Source organism: Paenibacillus sp. P13VS (assembly GCF_015143645.1).
Lineage (GTDB): Bacteria > Bacillota > Bacilli > Paenibacillales > Paenibacillaceae > Paenibacillus > Paenibacillus xylanilyticus_A.
Genome location: NZ_WYEV01000004.1, coordinates 500,869 through 518,846 on the forward strand (window position 1 = coordinate 500,869; position 17,978 = coordinate 518,846).

Here is a 17,978-nt window from a genome sequence, read left to right on the forward strand (position 1 = left end):
AACCCGAACCATATGGTTCGGGTTGTTCATCTGTGCGCTATGTGGCAGCGGAATTCCGTCTTTTGTTGATGGCATGCACACCCATAACGACAGCAATCAACTCATAGGTATCCAGCTGCTCGGACTCATTACTCAATACAAAAGCTCCTGAACTGAACCAGCCGCTCGTGCGTCTGAAGCTAGCCACAATTCTGCCGCCCATTCCCGTGACATCATATTCCTGGGAAAATGCCGGTGCAGATACTTCATAGATTCCTCGCGGTCCAGCATCGTATTCGTATCGTTTACTAAAAAAGCTCATTCTGGCTCGGAGGACCCCAAGGTGTCTTCCATCCACTGAAGTGACATCCCAGCGATTGCTTAACATCCCGAATCGACCACTGCAGATCAGCCCTTCTGGACCGAACACATCTAGTGAAGAACCAAATAGACTTTTCAGATCCAAATGTCCGGCCTGCTCCTGATTCCCGTCCATAATTTCGGTGTATCCTGCGTTGAAAAAGTTATCTCTGAAGTATAGTTCCATAACATCCTCCCCTTTTGCTGAAATTAAACCTGCCCGGTAAAGTCCATACTATATATGTATTTACGTATGTGAATTGGAAATGGCTTCACAACTTTTCGAATTATTAGTATTCTAGCCATAAAAAAACGGACGATCGTGATCGCCCGTGTGATTCATATCGCCCCGAAGTATACTGCTAAACTTCTACCTTTTTATTATTCAGATATACAGCAGCTCCAACCATAATTACTGCCACAATAATCTCAAATAGGATACTCCCCAGCCTTCCATCTGACCACAAAACTCCATTCGCTGTAAGTGTGATCCCTGTACTCTCTTGAGTAAACTGGAACAACTCGTTCGGGTTAAAGCGACCAGCAAGAATGACATTCTCCAGCCAACTGATTAGATTGGTCAGCACGAAGAATGAGACGATACTAATCCACGGGCCTGCTTTCCACCTGAAGCTGCCTCCAATGGATATGGAGAGAAAAATCATGATGGTCATAAAGATGGCAACCCACCAAATAAACAACAGCAAAGTAAGCCAATCCGAAAGATGGATACCCGAAAGATGGATGTAGCTGAGAAAGTGCATTCTTGCATTCGTGGCAACATAGAGGAAGTAATGAATGATGGCAACTGCTGTTAGCCCCAGCCCACACAGTGTACCAAATATTAGCGGAGACAATAGGTGAGACAGCCCTGTTACGGGTACGAGACGACGATTGTACGCACGGATGTTGGACCAGTATGTCTTAATCATTCTCACATAGATGGCTACACCTGCCCCCACATAAGCAATAATACCAATAATTAGCCCTGCCACCTCGGACATGAACAATGCCAGACCGATCTGAACGATGATCAATACAACCAGCCCTGCCAATAGGATATTCCAATTCCTTCTAAAATCATATTTCAACAATGTCATCATTCCGCATACACCTCCTTGAACATCTCATCCACACTTTTACCGTATTTCAGACGAAGCGTCTCGACCTCTTCCTGCATCACTTTCTCGCCCTCACGGATGAAAATGACTTCATCAAAAATCCGTTCTATATCGGTCACCAGATGTGTCGAAATTATCAGACTGCTGTGTTCGTCATAGAATTTTACGATGGCATCGAGAATTTTGCCGCGGGCAACGGGGTCAACACCGCCGATCGGTTCATCCAGCAAATACAGACGAGCCTTGCGGGAAAGTGCCAGTGTTAGTTGAAGTCTTTCATTCATGCCCTTGGATAAATGCCTTACCTTGTCCCCCTCGGCGAGCTTCATGAAATCAAGCATTTCCCTGGCCTTCGCCTCATCAAAATCAGCATAGAAATCCCGATAGTATGCAATGGCATCACGAACCTTCATCCATTTCTCGGTCAAGGGGCGATCCGGCATGAAGGAAACGAGCGACTTGGTCTCAAGCCCAACCGGTTTACCCGTGATCTGAATGGTCCCACTTGAAGGATGCAGCAATCCGGCAGCAAGCTTCATCAGGGTACTCTTGCCGCTGCCGTTACTGCCAAGCAGCCCAACAATCCTGCCTGGCGCAACCGTAAGCGTGACATCGCTTAGTGCCCGCTTGCCGCCGTACATTTTACTAATGTGATTCAATTCAAGGACGTTACTCATGCCCTGTCCCTCCCTTCCCCTGTTCATGACTGTGCTGTAATAACTGACCTCCAGCGACCGCGTCCGCAACAATGGTAACAATATCCTGCTCTTCAATCCCGAGTTCCTGCATGCCTGTCAAAAAACGCTCCAGCAGTTCTCCCGCCATTTCTTTTTTGATCGTCATTATTTTCGACTCCTCACTTGTAACATATCTGCCCAGCCCCCGTTTCGTTTCGACCACTTCTTCCCGCTCCAATTCCTGAAATGTCCGCTGTACTGTATTGGGATTAATCTGCAGCTCAGCCGCCAATTCCCGGACCGAAGGAATCTTATCGCCTGCCTTCAGTGTGCCTGTCACAATCTGCTTCTTGATGTACTGCATAATCTGCAGGTATATAGGTAAGTTGTTATCGAATTCCATAGCCACAAAGCACTCGCTCCTCTCTGTACTGGTGTGTTAGTTACATAGTACACTAGTGCTATGTTGTTGTAAAGCCTATTTATTTCTAACCTTATGCAGAAATCCCACAAGGATGTCCTATGACTATGGGCTAAAATAAAAAAAGAGCAGATCATATACGATCTGCTCTACTCAACCAAGCTAATCAGCTGGTGCACTGCGCCCATTTATACAATATCCAGAGGAACTTTACCTGCTGGTGCCGGGAAGGCTTCATTTAACCGTTCTACTTCTTCGTTTGTTAAAACGATATCCATGGCTGCGGCATTCTCTGCCACATGAGACAACTGTACTGCTTTGGGAATCGCAAGCACATCGCCATCCCGGATAACCCAGGACAATGCGATCTGTGATGTGGTCACTCCACGTTCAGCAGCAATACTGCGTATGACCGGATGCTCCAGCAGCTGGGTGCGCAGCCTGCCTCCCTGAGCGAGCGGGCAGTACGCCATGACGGGAACATTCCTTTCCCGGAGCCAGGGCAGGAGATCCCTTTCAATGCCGCGCGATGCCGCATGATACAATACCTGATTCACGGCACAATGCTGGCCAGCCGGAATATCCCACAGCTCCTGCATATCCTCCGTGTCCAGATTGGACACGCCCCAGCGCAAGATTTTACCCGCTTGTTTCAACTCTTCCAATGCTTGAACCGTCTCTTGCAGCGGTACGCTTCCCCGCCAATGCAGCAGATATAGATCCAATCGGTCTGTACCCAGACGCCGAAGACTGTTCTCACAGGCTGTGACCATCTGTTTGCGATCTGCATGATGCGGATAAACCTTGGAGACCAGAAAAACTTTATCCCGGCAGTCCGCTATCGCTTCTCCGGTGACTTCTTCCGCCCCGCCCTCAGCATACATCTCTGCGGTATCAATTACTGTCATGCCAAGTTCAATCCCGTTACGCAATGCTCTTACCTCCTGCGCACGGGCTGAACGGTCTTCTCCCATGTACCAGGTACCCTGCCCTATAGCAGGCAGGGATGTACCGTCAGGAAGCAGAACGGTACGCTTCTTCTCTCCATGTGTTGTCATTTTGCATCCCTCCTATTCTTATAAAGTATCTCGAAAATTATAGCTTGTCTTGTTGGCCTGGCTTGTATACTTCACTCGCACGCTTCCATCGTCCCACCATCATGATATACAGCTGTTCCAGCGGCAACGACAGACTGCTCTGGGCTATACTCACCGTAGCATCTACCATCTGTGTATTCACGGTCATCAGCTTGCGCTTCACACCGGTCTGACGATCCAGGAAGGCTTGCTCATCCTTGAGTTTAACACCGATCATCGACTGCCCCATCAACTCATACATGAAAATGTTCTCTACATCTTTCCAAGGAATGAAGCCTCCCGAGGTATAGGAGGAGGCATCCACGAATCCTTGCTCATTGACGACAAATGAAGGCTCCTTCTTGATCATCTTCACCAAGCTGTATGCAAGACAGAGTCCAAAAAACAGGACGGAAACCAGGCCTACAACCGCGGAAATTACAGAATCCCCTGTATCAGAAGAATCGCTGAACATCAAAAAAAATCCGGCGGCCACAAAAAGTGCAGCTCCGGCCGCAAGCCATCCCATTCGTTTACGGCTCGGATATTCCACATGCTGTTGTTCATAGGATGTCGACAATCTCGTGCTCCTCCTTTAATTTGAACGAAATAGGCAATGCTTATATCTTCTATATCAGATTAGAATCGTTAACAGACAAAAAACACATAGGTTATTAACCAAAACAAACCAACTTCAAACAGGAAAATCCAGCCCTGATCCAACGCGTTCATGACAATTCCACCATTAGGATTCGCCATACATTCAGCAATTCCTCCTGGTTAAGATATAAGCCAAGCAACGATCTCCATTCGTGCAGAAGCATGTTGTCCTCCCCCCTGCTTTCCTTTAATATAAATGGAAAGGTTAGGAAATTACATTTGTAAAACAAGGTGGGAGGATAATCAATGAACAGTCTGCGTGGCATCACATCGGAAGATCTCTATCAGATTACATGGGTGAACGATCCAACCCCGTCTCCTGGAGGCGAACAGCTGGTATATGTAAGTCGGAAGACAAATGACAACCGGGACGGTTACTCTTCTCACCTGAGACTCCTGCAGCTGAAGAGTCAGAAGGACAGAGGATTTACCTTCGGTGACAAGGATCACTCGCCCTCCTGGTCGCCGGACGGATCACAGCTTGCCTTTTTACGGGAGCATGAGGGAAAAACACAAGTCTGGATCATTGCCGCAGATGGCGGAGAAGCACGACAAGTCAGCCAGTTGAAGCATGGAGCAAGTTCCCTCATCTGGTCTCCGGATGGCCAGACCTTACTTGTGAAATCCTCTGTTGATATGCACAGTGAAGCAGAAGAAGAATCCAATACAGACAACAAACTGCCGCAAGAACTTGTTGTTGACCGAATTCGCATGAAATCGGACGGCGGAGGATTATGGAATGGCAGACGCACTCACCTCTTCCGCATCTCGGTTGACGGCGGGGAAGCCACTCCAGTTACCTCCGGTCATTTCGACGTCGGTGACTATGCATGGTCACCTGACGGAACGTCCATTGCCTGGATTGCCCAGCTGCCGGAAGCAGGAGAGGAGCATAATGATTATGCACTGACCAATCATGTGTACCGCGCAAAACCAGATGGGTCTGACATACAGCAGCTGACTCCGGAAGGGTTCACCTTCAGCCGATTGACATATGCACCGGATGGACAATCCCTCGCCCTGCTTGCCAGTGACCGCTCGTACGGAAATGCCACTCTGGTGAAGCTCTATACACTCCCGATCTCGGGCGGTCAGCCTCTGTGCCTGACCCGTGACTGGGACGTACAGATGAATCATAGTATCGTTGGAGATATGCGTGCCCACCTGACAACAACGGGGCCATTATTCACTCGGGACGGCTCTTCCATTCTCTGTCTGGCTACCGTTCATGGCAGCGTTCGAATCGCACGTGTTGCACTGGATGGCAGTCAATCGGAGTATATACTGCCTGCGGAGAAAGAGTTTTATCAGTTTGCTGAACTGGAGAATGGTGACATTGTAGCGGCCGCTGCCGACACGCAAAGCCCGGGAGATCTCTTTTGGTATCCCCATCCGGATGATCACGGAGCCGAGTCCATCCAGCTGACTCGCAGTAATCCCCAGCTGGAAGGAGAGATCCGGCTCAGTGTACCGGAAATGTTCTGGTTTGATACCTCGGATGGGCTTCAGCTGCAGGGATGGATCATGAAACCAATCGGCATGGTAGACGGTGTCAAAATCCCAACGATTCTTGAGATTCATGGCGGTCCTCACATGATGTATGGCTTTACCTTTATGCATGAATTCCAGATGCTTGCTGCGCAGGGCTATGCCGTCGTTTATACCAACCCGCGTGGTGGATTGGGTTATGGGCAGCAATTCGTGAATGCCTGTCGTGGTGACTACGGCGGTGGCGATTACCGCGACCTTATGGAGACCGTTGATTATGCCTTGTCCACCTATGAGTTTATTGATGAAACCCGCTTGGGCGTTACCGGAGGCAGCTATGGGGGCTTCATGACCAACTGGATTGTTGGACATACTGACCGGTTCAAGGCAGCCGTCACGCAGCGGTCCATCTCCAACTGGCTCTCTTTTTACGGTGTCAGCGACATCGGATATTTTTTCACCGAAGATCAGATTGGCGGCAATGCGTGGGAGGATACGGAACTGTTATGGAAGCACTCCCCTCTGGCTTATGTAGGGAATGTAAAAACACCTCTGCTGATCCTGCATGGTGAACAGGACCTTCGTTGTCCGATTGAACAAGCTGAGCAATTGTACATCGCCCTGAAGCGCCGCAGACAAACGACCCGTCTCGTTCGTTTCCCTGGGGCTAATCATGAACTTTCCAGAGGCGGTCACCCGCATCTGAGAGTGAGACGTCTTGAGCACATTGCCGGATGGTTCAACGAGCACTTGTAATTATTTTTTCCATAGGACAAGCCAAGTAGAGATACAACCATCGCAGGAAGAAAGTCATCGGGAAGATGGCGCTGCGATGGTTTTTTCGTTTGTGTGAACTAAACGTTTTAGCCAAACAGCAGGTTTAGTTGCAAGAGTTAGAGTTGAAAGAGATCAAAAGACAGACTACATAGGTCCGCATAGAAGTACATGCTCCGTTGAATAAACCTAAGGAATTTGGACCATACCGTAAGGGGTTTGGAAGCAGGTCAAAAAGTTGCGAAAATAACGAATTTATTAGATAATTATCTGTCGATTGTGGTCGAATGAACGGATTAGAAGGGGGAACCTAATGATGAAAAAAAACACATTTGATGAGCCGATTAATCGTCTCTCTACCGGTTCGGAGAAATGGGACGCACTTGAGGAAATCTTTGGCGTGGCCGATGCACTGCCTATGTGGGTGGCTGATATGGATTTTGCTGCACCACCATCTGTTATTGAGGCATTGCAGACACGGATGGAACATGGCATTTTCGGTTATACCGTGCGCACGGATGCATATCACGAAGCCCTGAGAGGATGGATGGAACGACGCCACAACTGGAAAATCAACGATGATTGGGTTGTGTTTACACCTGGAATCGTTCCAGCCCTAAGCATTGCCGTTCAACGTTTTACGGCACCGGGTGATGCTGTTGTGATTCAAACTCCAGTCTACGCCCCCTTCTATGAAGTGGTACGTGGCCAGGACAGAGAATTGATGACCAATCCCCTCCGTTTTGAAGACGGACGCTATTCCATGGATCTGAATCATCTGGAATCCTGTCTGCAGACAGGCCGGGTGAAGTTGCTTATCCTTTGCAGCCCTCACAATCCTGTTGGACGTGTATGGTCTCGCGAGGAGCTTGAAGGCCTTGCTGCCCTGTGTGTGCAATATAATGTAATTGTGGTGTCGGATGAAATCCATGCCGATCTTGTGCATCAACGCGGCACGCATACTCCGCTGTCCCAGGTCTCGGAGGCCATCGCTGACCTGAGCATCATCTGCACGGCACCAAGCAAAACATTTAATATTCCCGGTCTATGCACCTCGAATATCATCATTCCGAATGCCTCCTTGCGTGCATCCTTTGCCCAGGGCGTCAAAACCATAGGCCTCGCCAGCATCAGCACACTGGGCGCCATTGCAGCCGAGGCTGCATACAACGGAGCCGAACAATGGCTGGACGACTGCCTTGCCTATATTCGGGGAAACATGGAATACGTTCAGGAGTATGCGGCGAAGCACATGCCTGATGTTGGCATTGATTTGCCGGAAGCGACCTATCTGCTCTGGATGGACTTCAGCAAGCTGGGTGTTCCCCAGGAACAGCTTGTACGGCTGCTCCTGAACGAAGCAGGTCTCGCCCTCAATGACGGCACCGTCTTCGGATCGGAAGGCACGGGATACATGCGGATGAATGTCGCCTGTCCACGTTCCACGGTTGAAGAAGCCATGCGCAGATTATCCCTGATGGTGAATCAATTAAACAAACAAAACTAGTGCCTATAAAATAAGCCATCTTCCTCGATCAAGTCGAAGGAAGATGGCTTTTCTTATCATTACAGCTCAGATACAGGCATGGGCATGATTCGGTCACAGAGTCTATTCAGCAGGTCCAGGTCATGACTGATCACAAGCAGCCCCAAATTACGCTGTCGCGCCGTTGCCATTACAGTATGCCAGATCTGGGCTTGTGTGATAGCATCCAGCATCGTTGTCATCTCATCCGCAATCAGATAACGCGTTTCCTTGCCCAATGCGCGGGCCACGCAGAAGCGCTGCAGCTCTCCACCAGACAATTCATCCGGTCTGCGATCCAGCCATTCAGGCTGAATGCCGAGAGCATTCAGAACGGGATGCTCCGCCATCTCGGCTTCATGTAACACACGGCGCATTCGCCAGCGTGGGTTGACTGCTTTTTCCGGGTGCTGAAATACAAGTTGAACCGGACAGACTCCAGCTCGTGGAAGCGGCTTCCCGTCCATCAGCACTTCTCCTGCCATAGGTTCTGCATACCCTGCCAGGATGCGTCCCAGGCTTGTTTTGCCAGATCCACTGGGTCCCCACAATCCCACAACTTCTCCCTGCTCCAGCTTCAGGTTCATATCCCGAAATAACCAATGGTTCTTGTCGTATCCATAACCGGCATTCCGTGCTTCAAGTGGCATGAATACACCTCACTTCTCCGCCTCGCAGCTTCCTCAATTCAGGATGTTGATCTGTACATGCAGATGTCGCAGCAGTACAGCGGGGTGCAAACGGACAACCGCTTCCCTTCCGCTGATTCGCCAGCGGCTGCGAGCCCGGGATGGGCTGGAAACCATTTTGCGGCAAAGCATTCCACAGTGCACGTGTATAAGGATGTCTCAATCCATCTCCTGTGTCCGTAAAATCCGTGACCTGCGCGATCTCCACACAGGAACCGGCATAGAATACAGCGATACGATCTGCTGCGGTCAGTGCCGAAGCAATGTCATGGGTAATCCACAGGATGCCTGCCCCCCGGTCAGCCATTTCCCGGAATTGCTTCATCGTGTCTGCCAGCACTTCGGGATGGATTCCCGGTGTCGGCTCATCGGCAATAATCAGCTTGGGCTCACCGGAAGTCGCCGTTGCCATGAGTACCCGCCGAGCCATGCCTCCAGAGAGCTCATATGGATACTTCTTGCTGGTTCCCTTGGGCAATTGATAGCGATCTGTAAGTTCCCTCTCTGCCTTATGCATCTGTAAACTTGAGGATACCCGGCGCTCACCCCGCTTCCGGTGAACTGGCTGAACCTGCTTACCTACCTTGAGCAGCGGGTCCAGGTGAGTAACGGATTGGGGAATGTACACCAGTTCATCTCCACGCAGACGTAGCTGCCGCTCTCTCGTCAGCGGTTCTTCAGCATAACTGATCTGTCCCTCAAGCCTGGCACTGGCAGGAAGGATGCCCATGATTGCTTGTGCCAGCACGCTTTTGCCCGATCCGCTTGCCCCTACGACAGCTACAATCTCGCCTTCATTTACGGTCAGATCCAGATCCTGAATGACTTCGCTCTCCTCATGTGCAAACCAGCCACGAGCTCGTCTGAATGAAACGGAGACCCCTTTTACTTCAAGAAGAGCCATCGTTATCCTCCCTCCCTTGAACTACCTGTCCCTGTCAACACTTTCAAACTGTTCCCGAGCACATCAAAGGCACGAACGACCAATAACAGTGCCAGCCCCGGGAAAAAGGCAAGCCACCACATGCCTGCGGACAGATATCTCATCGATTCTGACAAAATAATGCCAATGGCCGGCTGCTGAGGCGACAGCCCGAGCCCCAGAAACGTAATTGCAGCCTCATGCAGAATGGCATGAGGGAAGATCAGCAATGTACCCACGAACAACTGTGGTACCAAGTGAGGAAGCATGTGCTGTGTAGCAATCCTGAACCGGGATTGGCCCAGCCTGCGGGAAATATGAATATAATCTGCCGATTTCAGCTGAATCATCTCCGCACGAACAATCCGGGCCAGATTCGGCCAGTGTGTCAGGGCGATGGCAGCCGCCACACCAGGCAGACCTCCACCGAAGACAAAGGCCAGCATCACGAGGGACACCAGATGAGGTACACTCAGGAATAGATCAATTAGCCATGAAACCACCCTGTCGGCAAGCTTGCCTGAAGCAGCGATCAATCCCAGCACGAGTGCCACGATCCCTCCTCCGCACGCAGCCAGCAAACCAACCTGAATGCTGGTCGTTAATCCCTTCAGCGTACGCATGAACATGTCCCGTCCCAACCAGTCCGTACCGAAGGGATGTGCCCATAACGGGGCCAAATTCCGCTCTTTCAACGAAGTTAGCGTGGACTCTGCGGGGAGCACGAACCCTGCCAGCCATAAGATAACAATCCAGCCGAGTGCCAGACTCCCCCAGATCAAGGCCCGTTTGCGCGGGTTGGCATAGCTCCGCTGCTTCTCGAATCCAGACACGCCTGGAGACAATTCGGCTTGACGCCTCCACCGTTTACCGTAATTCCGCTTCTCCGTTTCTTCAGATCCGCCCGATCGCAGCCGCAGCACAGCACGAATTCGTCTGGAGGACTGCTCCATCTCTTGCTTCATGTTAACAGTTCCTCCTTCATCCGCGGATCAATGAACCGATAGAGTATGTCTGCCAGCAGATTGCCGGTAAAAACAAAGATCGTACTGCACAGGACAAGTCCGAGCAGCAGCGGCACATCCCCTCGCAGTCCAGCCTGAACGGTGGCCTGTCCCAGGCCCGGATAAGAAAACACCTGTTCTGCAAGAACAGCGCCTCCAAACAGTTCACTGAAGGAAGCAAATTGCAGCGTTAACGCAGGCAGCACGACATGTCTGAACCCATGCCTGCGGAACAGCTGCACGCCACGTTCGCCCCTAGCTCTGGCAAAGAGTATATAGTCCGAGTCCAGCACATCCAGCAGCTTCTGGCGGGTATGCAGAGCAATGGCTGCCACACCAGTCAGACTCAGGGTTAATGCAGGAAGAACCATATGTATGGCACGATCTGTCCATGTCACCTGATCAGCTGCCATCCCTGCTGGAACACCCAAGCCAACCGGAAGCCAGCCTAGCCACACACCGAACACCATAAGCAGCAGTAAGGCCATCCAGAATACCGGAGTGGAAGCCAGCGTATAGCAATACCAGCAGATCAAGCGATCCAGCATGGATTCCCGTTTCATTGCTGCGACTACACCCAGACTGAAGCCAATCAGTCCGGATAAAATCCATGCCACCGCCATAAGCGCGACAGAATTCAGGAATCGTTCCTGAATGATATCCGCAACCGGCTGTCTGTAGATCATCGACGTTCCCAGATCACCCTGGAGTAATGCCTGTCCCCAGGTGAACAGACGCTGGGCAGGCGGGTCATTCAATCCCCACCGCTCTTCAATCAGACTTCGCTGCTCGGCGCTCACTCTGATCATGTCTCCCCCGATGTAGGCCTCAATCGGGTCCACAGGCGAGAACTGCATCAATATAAAAGCCACCACGCTGACTCCTGCCAGCAGTGATAGGAGTCGCAGCAGCTTCACCCCAACATACCTTCCCCATTCAAGAATGCCTGTCATACCATCTCTCCTCAATGTCGGTCAGAACTCGCACTATATTGCCTACTTCGAGTTGTCATCCCAGGACCATTCCTCCAGATTGGATGTCACCGGCCAGCCATGTCCATGGGGGTGAATCTGTTGTTCACCAATGTTCAGGCCATCCTTGACCAGATACAGGTGATCAATATTGACCAGCCATGCCCAAGGGGCGTCGCCCTGATAGCTGAATCCCGTCTTCCCGTCCCACTCTGCCTTCTGCCAGAACGGAAGGGCTGCTTCTTCACTCGTAGCTTGGAGGGCCTGCTGCATCCAGCTATCCACCGCCGGGTTGGAATACAGCCCCACATTGTAGTATCCCTCCCCCTTGTGCGTGCTGCTGTACAGATTGTAGGTTTCCAGCGGGTCATGACTTCCCCATCCGAATAACACGGCATTGGCGTAAGCCTGCTTTTTCGTCTCTTCACGGCTCTTGCCTTCCACATTGATTTTGATACCAGCCTGGGCCGCCATATCCGCAGCAGCAAGGGCAAGGGATTGTCTGGTCAGATCTCCTGCAAAATAGAGCAGGTTGAACTCGGCATCCATGCCGTTTTTCTCCACCACGCCATCACCGTCTGTATCTGCCCAGCCGCCAGCCGTCAGTATCCGCTGCGCTTCTTGGACATCCGCATCTGCAAATACAGCGTCCGGATTACCCCAAGGCAGATCATCACTGACCGAGTATGCAGGACGACCATGACCCTCCAGCACGCCTTCAACCAACGCATTACGGTCAATGGCTACGTTCACCGCTTGGCGGATGGCAAGGTCGGACGTCACATCGTTCCCAGCAGGGAAACCGTCAGCAGAAGTACCGCCCGCAGGCTGCATCGGGAACATGATTCCCCGGTTATCCACGGTTTTGACCGATTCCAGCGTCATGCCGCTTACCTGCTGCTTGCTGAAAGCGGCGGGAATGGCTGCAATGTCGACTGAACCCGCTTGGGCTGCCGCGAAGGCTGCATCCTCGTCCAGATAGAGAAATGTCAGTTTGCGGAATGCAGACTTTTGACCGTAGTATTGCTCGTTTGCTTCCACAATGGCCTGTTGTCCCTTATCCCACTGCACCAGCTTGTACGGGCCGGAGCCGACAGGATGCTCAGCATAATCGGAGCCATAGGCATGTTCAGGCACAATTCCAAGTGTAGTCAGAATACTGATAAACGTGGACTGCGGAGACTTCAATGTAAAGACGACCGTTGTTGAATCGGGGGCCTGCACTTTGGCCATATTTGTCAAATCAATCACCGATCCGCTGCTGGCCGCTGTTTCAAATGTGAACTTTACATCTTCCGCCGTCAGCGGTTCACCATCCGAAAACTTCACGTCATCCCGCAGCGAAACGGTCCATGTGAGCCCGTCTTCACTAACGGAATAATCTGTTGCCAGGTCATTGACCAGTTGCAGCTTAGCATCCCTTTTTAGCAGAGTACTCTGAAAAAGCGGCGAACCATACTGCCCCCAGCCTGTTGTCGGATCAAACCCGCCTTCCGGCTCTGTGCCTACCGCAAGCACCAACTCATCCCTCGGGTGAGAAACTGCAAGTGCCTGACCCTCCTGAACCGATGAAGCACCTTGCGTACATCCTGCGAGTCCAACTGCACACAATAGTAAAAGACTAAGTCCTACCTGACTTGAACGTTTTCTCCATGAAATCCCGTGCATGTTTCCCTTTTCCCCCTTTTGAAATTGACCACTTGCTCTCCTCTAGTAGATGCAGTATTTCTTCCAACCAGATTCGTTACAGTTCATATTCGTGTTACTATTTTTAGCAATTGTAGCACAATAACAAAATAACGTGTCAATAAAGTTGACTTCGAAATCCATATTTTTTCAGTAGTAAAGGTGTTCAGAAGAATCTGTCTGGAATTATGGAGTTTCTCATATCAATAAGTAAGAATAGGTGACAACAAAAAAAGACTATTGGTGATGAACCAGCAGTCTAATTGAATAAGGATATGAAGTTACAGGATGAAGAGCTGTATATAGAGGGCTTCACGCATAAGTTTACCAAATGACATACTCCCAAAACGGGGCAATGAATTGAATAACTACTTTTCCGACTTCTCTGCGGATACACTTAAAGCACTAATTGAACCAAAAACCCAAACAAAGGCTAGTAGATAAATCAGTTTAACTTGGGATTCCTCGTGAAAAATCAGAATACAGAAGAATAGTATAACTCCTGCAATCATTTGAATAGACATCATTGATCTTCTGAAGTAGATTGGAGCGAAAAAACATATGATACCCGCTAGAAAAATAAACAGTTCTTCAGCCATGTGCCTGCACTCCCTTCCTTTTTATGAGAAAGACCTAAATTCACCATATCATGGAATTATCGCAATAATACCATATATTGGTAATAAGCTTCTCGTTAGTTAATTAAAAAGCAGCCGATGATTGTAGTCGGCTGCTTTCTTGGTTATATTAGGTTTTCGTTAACTTAACTTAGTCCAATGGTAAAATCTGTTCTATCTGTGATTTGCTTGGGTACTTTGGCTAGATACCAGCGACTATAGTAATCATAAATATTGAAGAATGTATTTATGTACTTCTGTGTTCTATTTTTTCATAAAGATCTTGCCCGTCATAGCTGCGATCTGTAACAACATCCCTTATGAACCGGATAGCATTACTGGAATCCCCTCCAAACGAAGCCCCACTAAGCGCTCCTAACACCATAACAAATGGATAAAATATAATAGCTAATACGCTCTTCATTTCTTCACCCATCCCCATGATATTCCTATTCATACGAATATAAATTTTAGAAGTTTCAATTCTCTATAAAATAATACATATAGCGACGGAGTATATTTCGTTTTACAACATGGAACGTTTGGCTATCATGAATGCGAAATTGCTTTATAAGTTAAGGACCATTTTCCAAGAAACGGTCCTTAACTTATCCTTAATTCCTTTATTTATGAATCTCAATACTATCTAGATCTAGACCATTTGTTTTAATCACTTTCTTATACCAATAAAAAGAATCTTTAGGAATTCGATTAAGACTCCCATTTCCATGATCGTCCTTATCGACATAAATGAATCCATATCTTTTTCTCATTGTACCACCCGAAAGACTAACAAGGTCTAGTGCGCTCCAAGGCGTATATGCAATAACTTCTACGCCATCCTTAATAGATTCACCGATTTGCTGAATATGTTGTCGTAGATAATCAATTCTGTAATCATCATGAACTCTTCCATCTTGAACAGTGTCTGCTGTACCCATCCCATTTTCAACAATCATGATAGGAATTTGATAACGATCATAAACATGGTTCAATACCCACCTTAAGCCTACGGGATCAATCTGCCAGCCCCACTCCGTCGCCTCAAGATAAGGGTTCTTCATACCATATACCAGATTTCCAGCTGTAAGTTCCTTGGTCTTATCATTCCCGATACAATTAGTCATATAATAACTCATGGAGTAAAAGTCTACTGTTCCATTTCTTAACGTATCCTCATCCCCAGGAAGAATCTCAATTTTAATATTTTTTTCATCGAAATACCTCTTGGCATATGCTGGATATGCTCCTCTAATCTGAACGTCTCCACATAACATATTCTTAATTTGATCTTCTTTTTGTGCTAGACGAATATCTTCAGGGTGACAAGTTAATGGATAATTACACATATATGCTATCATGCATCCAATTTTATTATCCTTATTCATCTGGTGTCCTAAGGTCACAGCCTTCGCACTAGCTATAAATTGATGATGAAGTGCCTGTACTCGGAGTTGCTCTGTATTCTTATCTGATTTATAGGACATATTCATTGCTCCGGCAGTAATAACTCCAAACGGAACAAGGAGACAGTTTATCTCGTTAAACGTAATCCAATACTTTACTTTGCCATTATAACGCTTAAAGAGAACCTCACAATAATTCAAATAGAAATCAATCATTTTGCGATTTGACCAACCGCCATATTCATCAGCCAAATGCAAAGGTGCATCATAATGAAGAATCGTTACAATAGGTTCAATATTATATTTCAACAGTTCATCGAACACATCATCATAAAATTGAAGTCCTTCTTCGTTTGGAACAAGTTCATCCCCTTTGGGGAACACACGGCTCCACGAAATTGACATTCTATATGACTTGAGCCCCATTTGACTCATTAGAGCGATATCTTCTCTAAAATTATGATAGAAGTCGCTTGCAACATGACCAGGATAATAGACGTCAGGCATGATTTTTTCGGTTTGATGGCGATGTACACTACCATCCACACTTCCGCCTAGAATATCCATGATGCTTGGCCCTCGTCCGCCTTCATCCCAACCTCCTTCGACTTGCCCGGCAGAAGTAGCGGCACCCCACATAAAACTACTTGGAAAATTATATTTCATCTCTATTCTCTCCTCTCCACGTTTAAGCATTCAGTACGTTATCTCCATATGTCACATGCCCGATCTTATGTTGTATGCTCGAATAATTATCTGAATTAGTCACCACTATGGACGTTGTAAGATCATATCCAAGGTTTTTGATTGTCTTCAGGTCAAACAACATCAGAACATCACCTTGCTGCACTTGATCACCAGCCTGAACTTCTAACTGGAAATGCTCCCCTTTCAATTTCACCGTATCGATTCCTACATGAATAAGGATTTCCATTCCATTATTGCTTACCAATGCAATTGCATGTTTTGTTTTGCTGATAACTGCGATTGTTCCTGCGAACGGTGCAACAACTTTTCCTTCTGAAGGAATAATTGCCACTCCTTTACCCATGGATTCAGTCGCAAACGCTTGATCATTGACCTCTGATAGTGGTATGGCTTCCCCTTTTAATGGACTTGCAACTTGTTCTTCAGCAACTTCTGAAATTTGTACAGAAGCTTTTTTATTATCTGTAATCTGTACATTAGATTCATCGTTCTTTTCGTCATCTACAGGATCTTTAAAACCAAGAACCCAAACCGCGATAAATGTGAGCACGAATGAGATAATGACAGAGACAATCACCCAAACTAAAGAGATAAAACCCTTATCCCCAATAAAGATTGGAAGAGAAATAATGCTAGGGCTTACAAAGGAATATGCAGTCACTCCCGTTAGTCCAGCTACAGCGCCTGCTATTGCAGAACCAATGAGTACGGCAATAAATGGACGTTTCAACCGTAAGTTCACACCATAAAGAGCCGGCTCAGTAACACCAAACAATGCTGAAACCCCCGCAGAGAGTCCGATACCTTTCATTTTGTTGTTTTTTGATTTCATGGCCACAGCGAAAGCTGCTCCTGCTTGTGCGACGTTTACCATTAATCCACTGACAATCAAAACTGGATCATATCCTTTAGTAGCAAACATTGTAATGATCAAAGGAATCATTGCGTTATGTGTACCACTTAAAACGAGGAACGGGAAGATAAGCGCATTAACACTTACTGAAATCCATCCCCATGTATTCATGACATCTATGAATTTACCAAAATACTGCCCCAATAGGTCCCCAGCAGGTCCAAATACAATCAACATAATTGGTGCAACAATCAGGATAGTAATCATTGGTCTAAGGAACACTTTAATCATCGCAGGGCTTAAACGATTAGCAATAGGATCCACATATGACATCAACCATACTGCTAAAATTATTGGTACTGCTTGAGCGCTGTAACTAATTAATTGCAACGGAATACCAATAAAACTGGTTGAAGTGGCACCATCCGCAGCTAGGGCTGTCAAATTTGGATGAAGTAATATGGCGGCCATAACCATCGCTGCAAAGTGATCGGTATTAAATTTTTTCGCAGCGGTATATGCTACAAAAAACGGTAAGAAATAATAAACCCCGTCACCAAGTATAGTCAAAATCTGCAATGTGGAGCTTTCATTGGTCAGTACCCCTGCACTAACTAGGATAGAACAAAGGACTTTAATCATTCCTGAACCTGCAATGACAGGAATAATAGGAACGAAGCAACTTAACAGTACGTCTACAATTCGACTAATGACATTTTTCTTTTTCGTTGGCTCAGCTTTCTTCTCATCATCGCTAAGGTTGGAACCTTGTCCGATAGCAGCTACTTGGGTGAATGCACTGTAAACTTGTTCTACTTTGGGACCAATAACGATTTGATACTGTCCTCCTTGATTTACGGTACCGTTTACAATTTCCAACTTTTTAATGGCTTGGTCATTTACCTTGGACATATCCTTGATATTGAGCCTAAGGCGCGTCACACAGTGGGAAGCGGATTCAATATTTCCATTGCCTCCTAAATGTTTGAGTATTTCTTCGGCTGTTTTTTTGTGTTCCACCAGCATCATCTCCTACATCGA

17 protein-coding genes are annotated in these 17,978 nt (G+C 47.8%); 2 read left to right on the forward strand and 15 right to left on the reverse strand.

What is annotated here, in order from left to right; genetic code table 11:
- Positions 1-37: 37 nt before the first annotated feature.
- From GUA98_RS12070 to GUA98_RS12095, 6 genes are all read right to left on the reverse strand, one after another.
- Positions 38-526, reverse strand: a complete 489-nt coding sequence (locus GUA98_RS12070) for a hypothetical protein (protein WP_193723146.1) — start codon at positions 524-526, stop codon at positions 38-40.
- A 175-nt stretch (positions 527-701) separates the two neighbouring features.
- Positions 702-1,442 carry a hypothetical protein gene (locus GUA98_RS12075; protein WP_193723147.1) on the reverse strand — a complete coding sequence of 247 codons (741 nt, stop codon included), beginning with the start codon at positions 1,440-1,442 and terminating at the stop codon, positions 702-704.
- Complete coding sequence (locus GUA98_RS12080) at positions 1,439-2,137, reverse strand: ABC transporter ATP-binding protein (protein WP_193723148.1); 699 nt, start codon at positions 2,135-2,137, stop codon at positions 1,439-1,441. Before GUA98_RS12080 ends, GUA98_RS12075 begins: the two co-directional genes overlap by 4 nt.
- The gene (locus GUA98_RS12085) at positions 2,130-2,546 is read right to left on the reverse strand and encodes a GntR family transcriptional regulator (RefSeq protein WP_193723149.1); all 417 of its coding nucleotides are present in this window, start codon (positions 2,544-2,546) and stop codon (positions 2,130-2,132) included. Before GUA98_RS12085 ends, GUA98_RS12080 begins: the two co-directional genes overlap by 8 nt.
- A 200-nt stretch (positions 2,547-2,746) precedes the next feature.
- On the reverse strand, positions 2,747-3,616 hold the full coding sequence (locus GUA98_RS12090) for an aldo/keto reductase (RefSeq protein WP_193723150.1): 870 nt from the start codon (positions 3,614-3,616) through the stop codon (positions 2,747-2,749).
- 37 nt (positions 3,617-3,653) lie between these two features.
- Complete coding sequence (locus GUA98_RS12095; protein WP_193723151.1) at positions 3,654-4,214, reverse strand: STM3941 family protein; 561 nt, start codon at positions 4,212-4,214, stop codon at positions 3,654-3,656.
- Positions 4,215-4,540: 326 nt separating this feature from the next.
- Between GUA98_RS12095 and GUA98_RS12100 the strand changes: the two genes are divergently transcribed.
- Both GUA98_RS12100 and GUA98_RS12105 read left to right on the forward strand, forming a co-directional pair.
- Positions 4,541-6,538: an alpha/beta hydrolase family protein gene (locus tag GUA98_RS12100; RefSeq protein ID WP_193723152.1), complete on the forward strand. Its 1,998-nt coding sequence runs from the start codon at positions 4,541-4,543 to the stop codon at positions 6,536-6,538.
- A 334-nt stretch (positions 6,539-6,872) separates the two neighbouring features.
- On the forward strand, positions 6,873-8,063 hold the full coding sequence (locus GUA98_RS12105; RefSeq protein ID WP_321573869.1) for a MalY/PatB family protein: 1,191 nt from the start codon (positions 6,873-6,875) through the stop codon (positions 8,061-8,063).
- 59 nt (positions 8,064-8,122) lie between these two features.
- Here GUA98_RS12105 and GUA98_RS12110 read toward each other — a convergent pair whose 3' ends face one another.
- From GUA98_RS12110 to GUA98_RS12145, 9 genes are all read right to left on the reverse strand, one after another.
- The gene (locus GUA98_RS12110) at positions 8,123-8,731 is read right to left on the reverse strand and encodes an ABC transporter ATP-binding protein (protein ID WP_153977173.1); all 609 of its coding nucleotides are present in this window, start codon (positions 8,729-8,731) and stop codon (positions 8,123-8,125) included.
- The gene (locus tag GUA98_RS12115) at positions 8,721-9,674 is read right to left on the reverse strand and encodes an ABC transporter ATP-binding protein (protein ID WP_193723154.1); all 954 of its coding nucleotides are present in this window, start codon (positions 9,672-9,674) and stop codon (positions 8,721-8,723) included. Before GUA98_RS12115 ends, GUA98_RS12110 begins: the two co-directional genes overlap by 11 nt.
- Positions 9,675-9,676: 2 nt before the next feature.
- Positions 9,677-10,657: an ABC transporter permease gene (locus tag GUA98_RS12120; protein WP_193723155.1), complete on the reverse strand. Its 981-nt coding sequence runs from the start codon at positions 10,655-10,657 to the stop codon at positions 9,677-9,679.
- Positions 10,654-11,649, reverse strand: a complete 996-nt coding sequence (locus GUA98_RS12125; protein ID WP_193723156.1) for an ABC transporter permease — start codon at positions 11,647-11,649, stop codon at positions 10,654-10,656. Before GUA98_RS12125 ends, GUA98_RS12120 begins: the two co-directional genes overlap by 4 nt.
- 42 nt (positions 11,650-11,691) lie before the next feature.
- Complete coding sequence (locus tag GUA98_RS12130) at positions 11,692-13,335, reverse strand: ABC transporter substrate-binding protein (RefSeq protein ID WP_193723157.1); 1,644 nt, start codon at positions 13,333-13,335, stop codon at positions 11,692-11,694.
- Positions 13,336-13,721: 386 nt separating this feature from the next.
- Positions 13,722-13,952 (reverse strand): hypothetical protein, encoded by a 231-nt coding sequence (locus GUA98_RS12135; RefSeq protein ID WP_193723158.1) that lies wholly within the window; start codon positions 13,950-13,952, stop codon positions 13,722-13,724.
- Between the two features lie 265 nt (positions 13,953-14,217).
- Positions 14,218-14,406 carry a hypothetical protein gene (locus GUA98_RS29540; protein ID WP_227779590.1) on the reverse strand — a complete coding sequence of 63 codons (189 nt, stop codon included), beginning with the start codon at positions 14,404-14,406 and terminating at the stop codon, positions 14,218-14,220.
- A 187-nt stretch (positions 14,407-14,593) separates the two neighbouring features.
- Entirely contained in the window at positions 14,594-16,072 is a 1,479-nt protein-coding gene (locus tag GUA98_RS12140; RefSeq protein WP_321573870.1) for a glycoside hydrolase family 1 protein, read from the reverse strand.
- Positions 16,065-17,957, reverse strand: a complete 1,893-nt coding sequence (locus GUA98_RS12145; RefSeq protein WP_193723160.1) for a beta-glucoside-specific PTS transporter subunit IIABC — start codon at positions 17,955-17,957, stop codon at positions 16,065-16,067. Before GUA98_RS12145 ends, GUA98_RS12140 begins: the two co-directional genes overlap by 8 nt.
- Positions 17,958-17,978 lie beyond the last annotated feature (21 nt).

Excerpts from the sequence above, each read along its gene's own strand:
- GUA98_RS12070 (WP_193723146.1), bottom strand. The coding sequence starts at position 526 with ATGGAACTATACTTCAGAGATAACTTTTTCAACGCAGGATACACCGAA.
- GUA98_RS12075 (WP_193723147.1), bottom strand. The coding sequence starts at position 1,442 with ATGATGACATTGTTGAAATATGATTTTAGAAGGAATTGGAATATCCTA.
- GUA98_RS12080 (WP_193723148.1), bottom strand. The coding sequence starts at position 2,137 with ATGAGTAACGTCCTTGAATTGAATCACATTAGTAAAATGTACGGCGGC.
- GUA98_RS12090 (WP_193723150.1), bottom strand. The coding sequence starts at position 3,616 with ATGACAACACATGGAGAGAAGAAGCGTACCGTTCTGCTTCCTGACGGT.
- GUA98_RS12100 (WP_193723152.1), top strand. The coding sequence starts at position 4,541 with ATGAACAGTCTGCGTGGCATCACATCGGAAGATCTCTATCAGATTACA.
- GUA98_RS12105 (WP_321573869.1), top strand. The coding sequence starts at position 6,873 with ATGAAAAAAAACACATTTGATGAGCCGATTAATCGTCTCTCTACCGGT.
- GUA98_RS12110 (WP_153977173.1), bottom strand. The coding sequence starts at position 8,731 with ATGCCACTTGAAGCACGGAATGCCGGTTATGGATACGACAAGAACCAT.
- GUA98_RS12115 (WP_193723154.1), bottom strand. The coding sequence starts at position 9,674 with ATGGCTCTTCTTGAAGTAAAAGGGGTCTCCGTTTCATTCAGACGAGCT.
- GUA98_RS12120 (WP_193723155.1), bottom strand. The coding sequence starts at position 10,657 with ATGAAGCAAGAGATGGAGCAGTCCTCCAGACGAATTCGTGCTGTGCTG.
- GUA98_RS12125 (WP_193723156.1), bottom strand. The coding sequence starts at position 11,649 with ATGACAGGCATTCTTGAATGGGGAAGGTATGTTGGGGTGAAGCTGCTG.
- GUA98_RS12130 (WP_193723157.1), bottom strand. The coding sequence starts at position 13,335 with ATGCACGGGATTTCATGGAGAAAACGTTCAAGTCAGGTAGGACTTAGT.
- GUA98_RS12135 (WP_193723158.1), bottom strand. The coding sequence starts at position 13,952 with ATGGCTGAAGAACTGTTTATTTTTCTAGCGGGTATCATATGTTTTTTC.
- GUA98_RS29540 (WP_227779590.1), bottom strand. The coding sequence starts at position 14,406 with ATGGGTGAAGAAATGAAGAGCGTATTAGCTATTATATTTTATCCATTT.
- GUA98_RS12140 (WP_321573870.1), bottom strand. The coding sequence starts at position 16,072 with ATGCTTAAACGTGGAGAGGAGAGAATAGAGATGAAATATAATTTTCCA.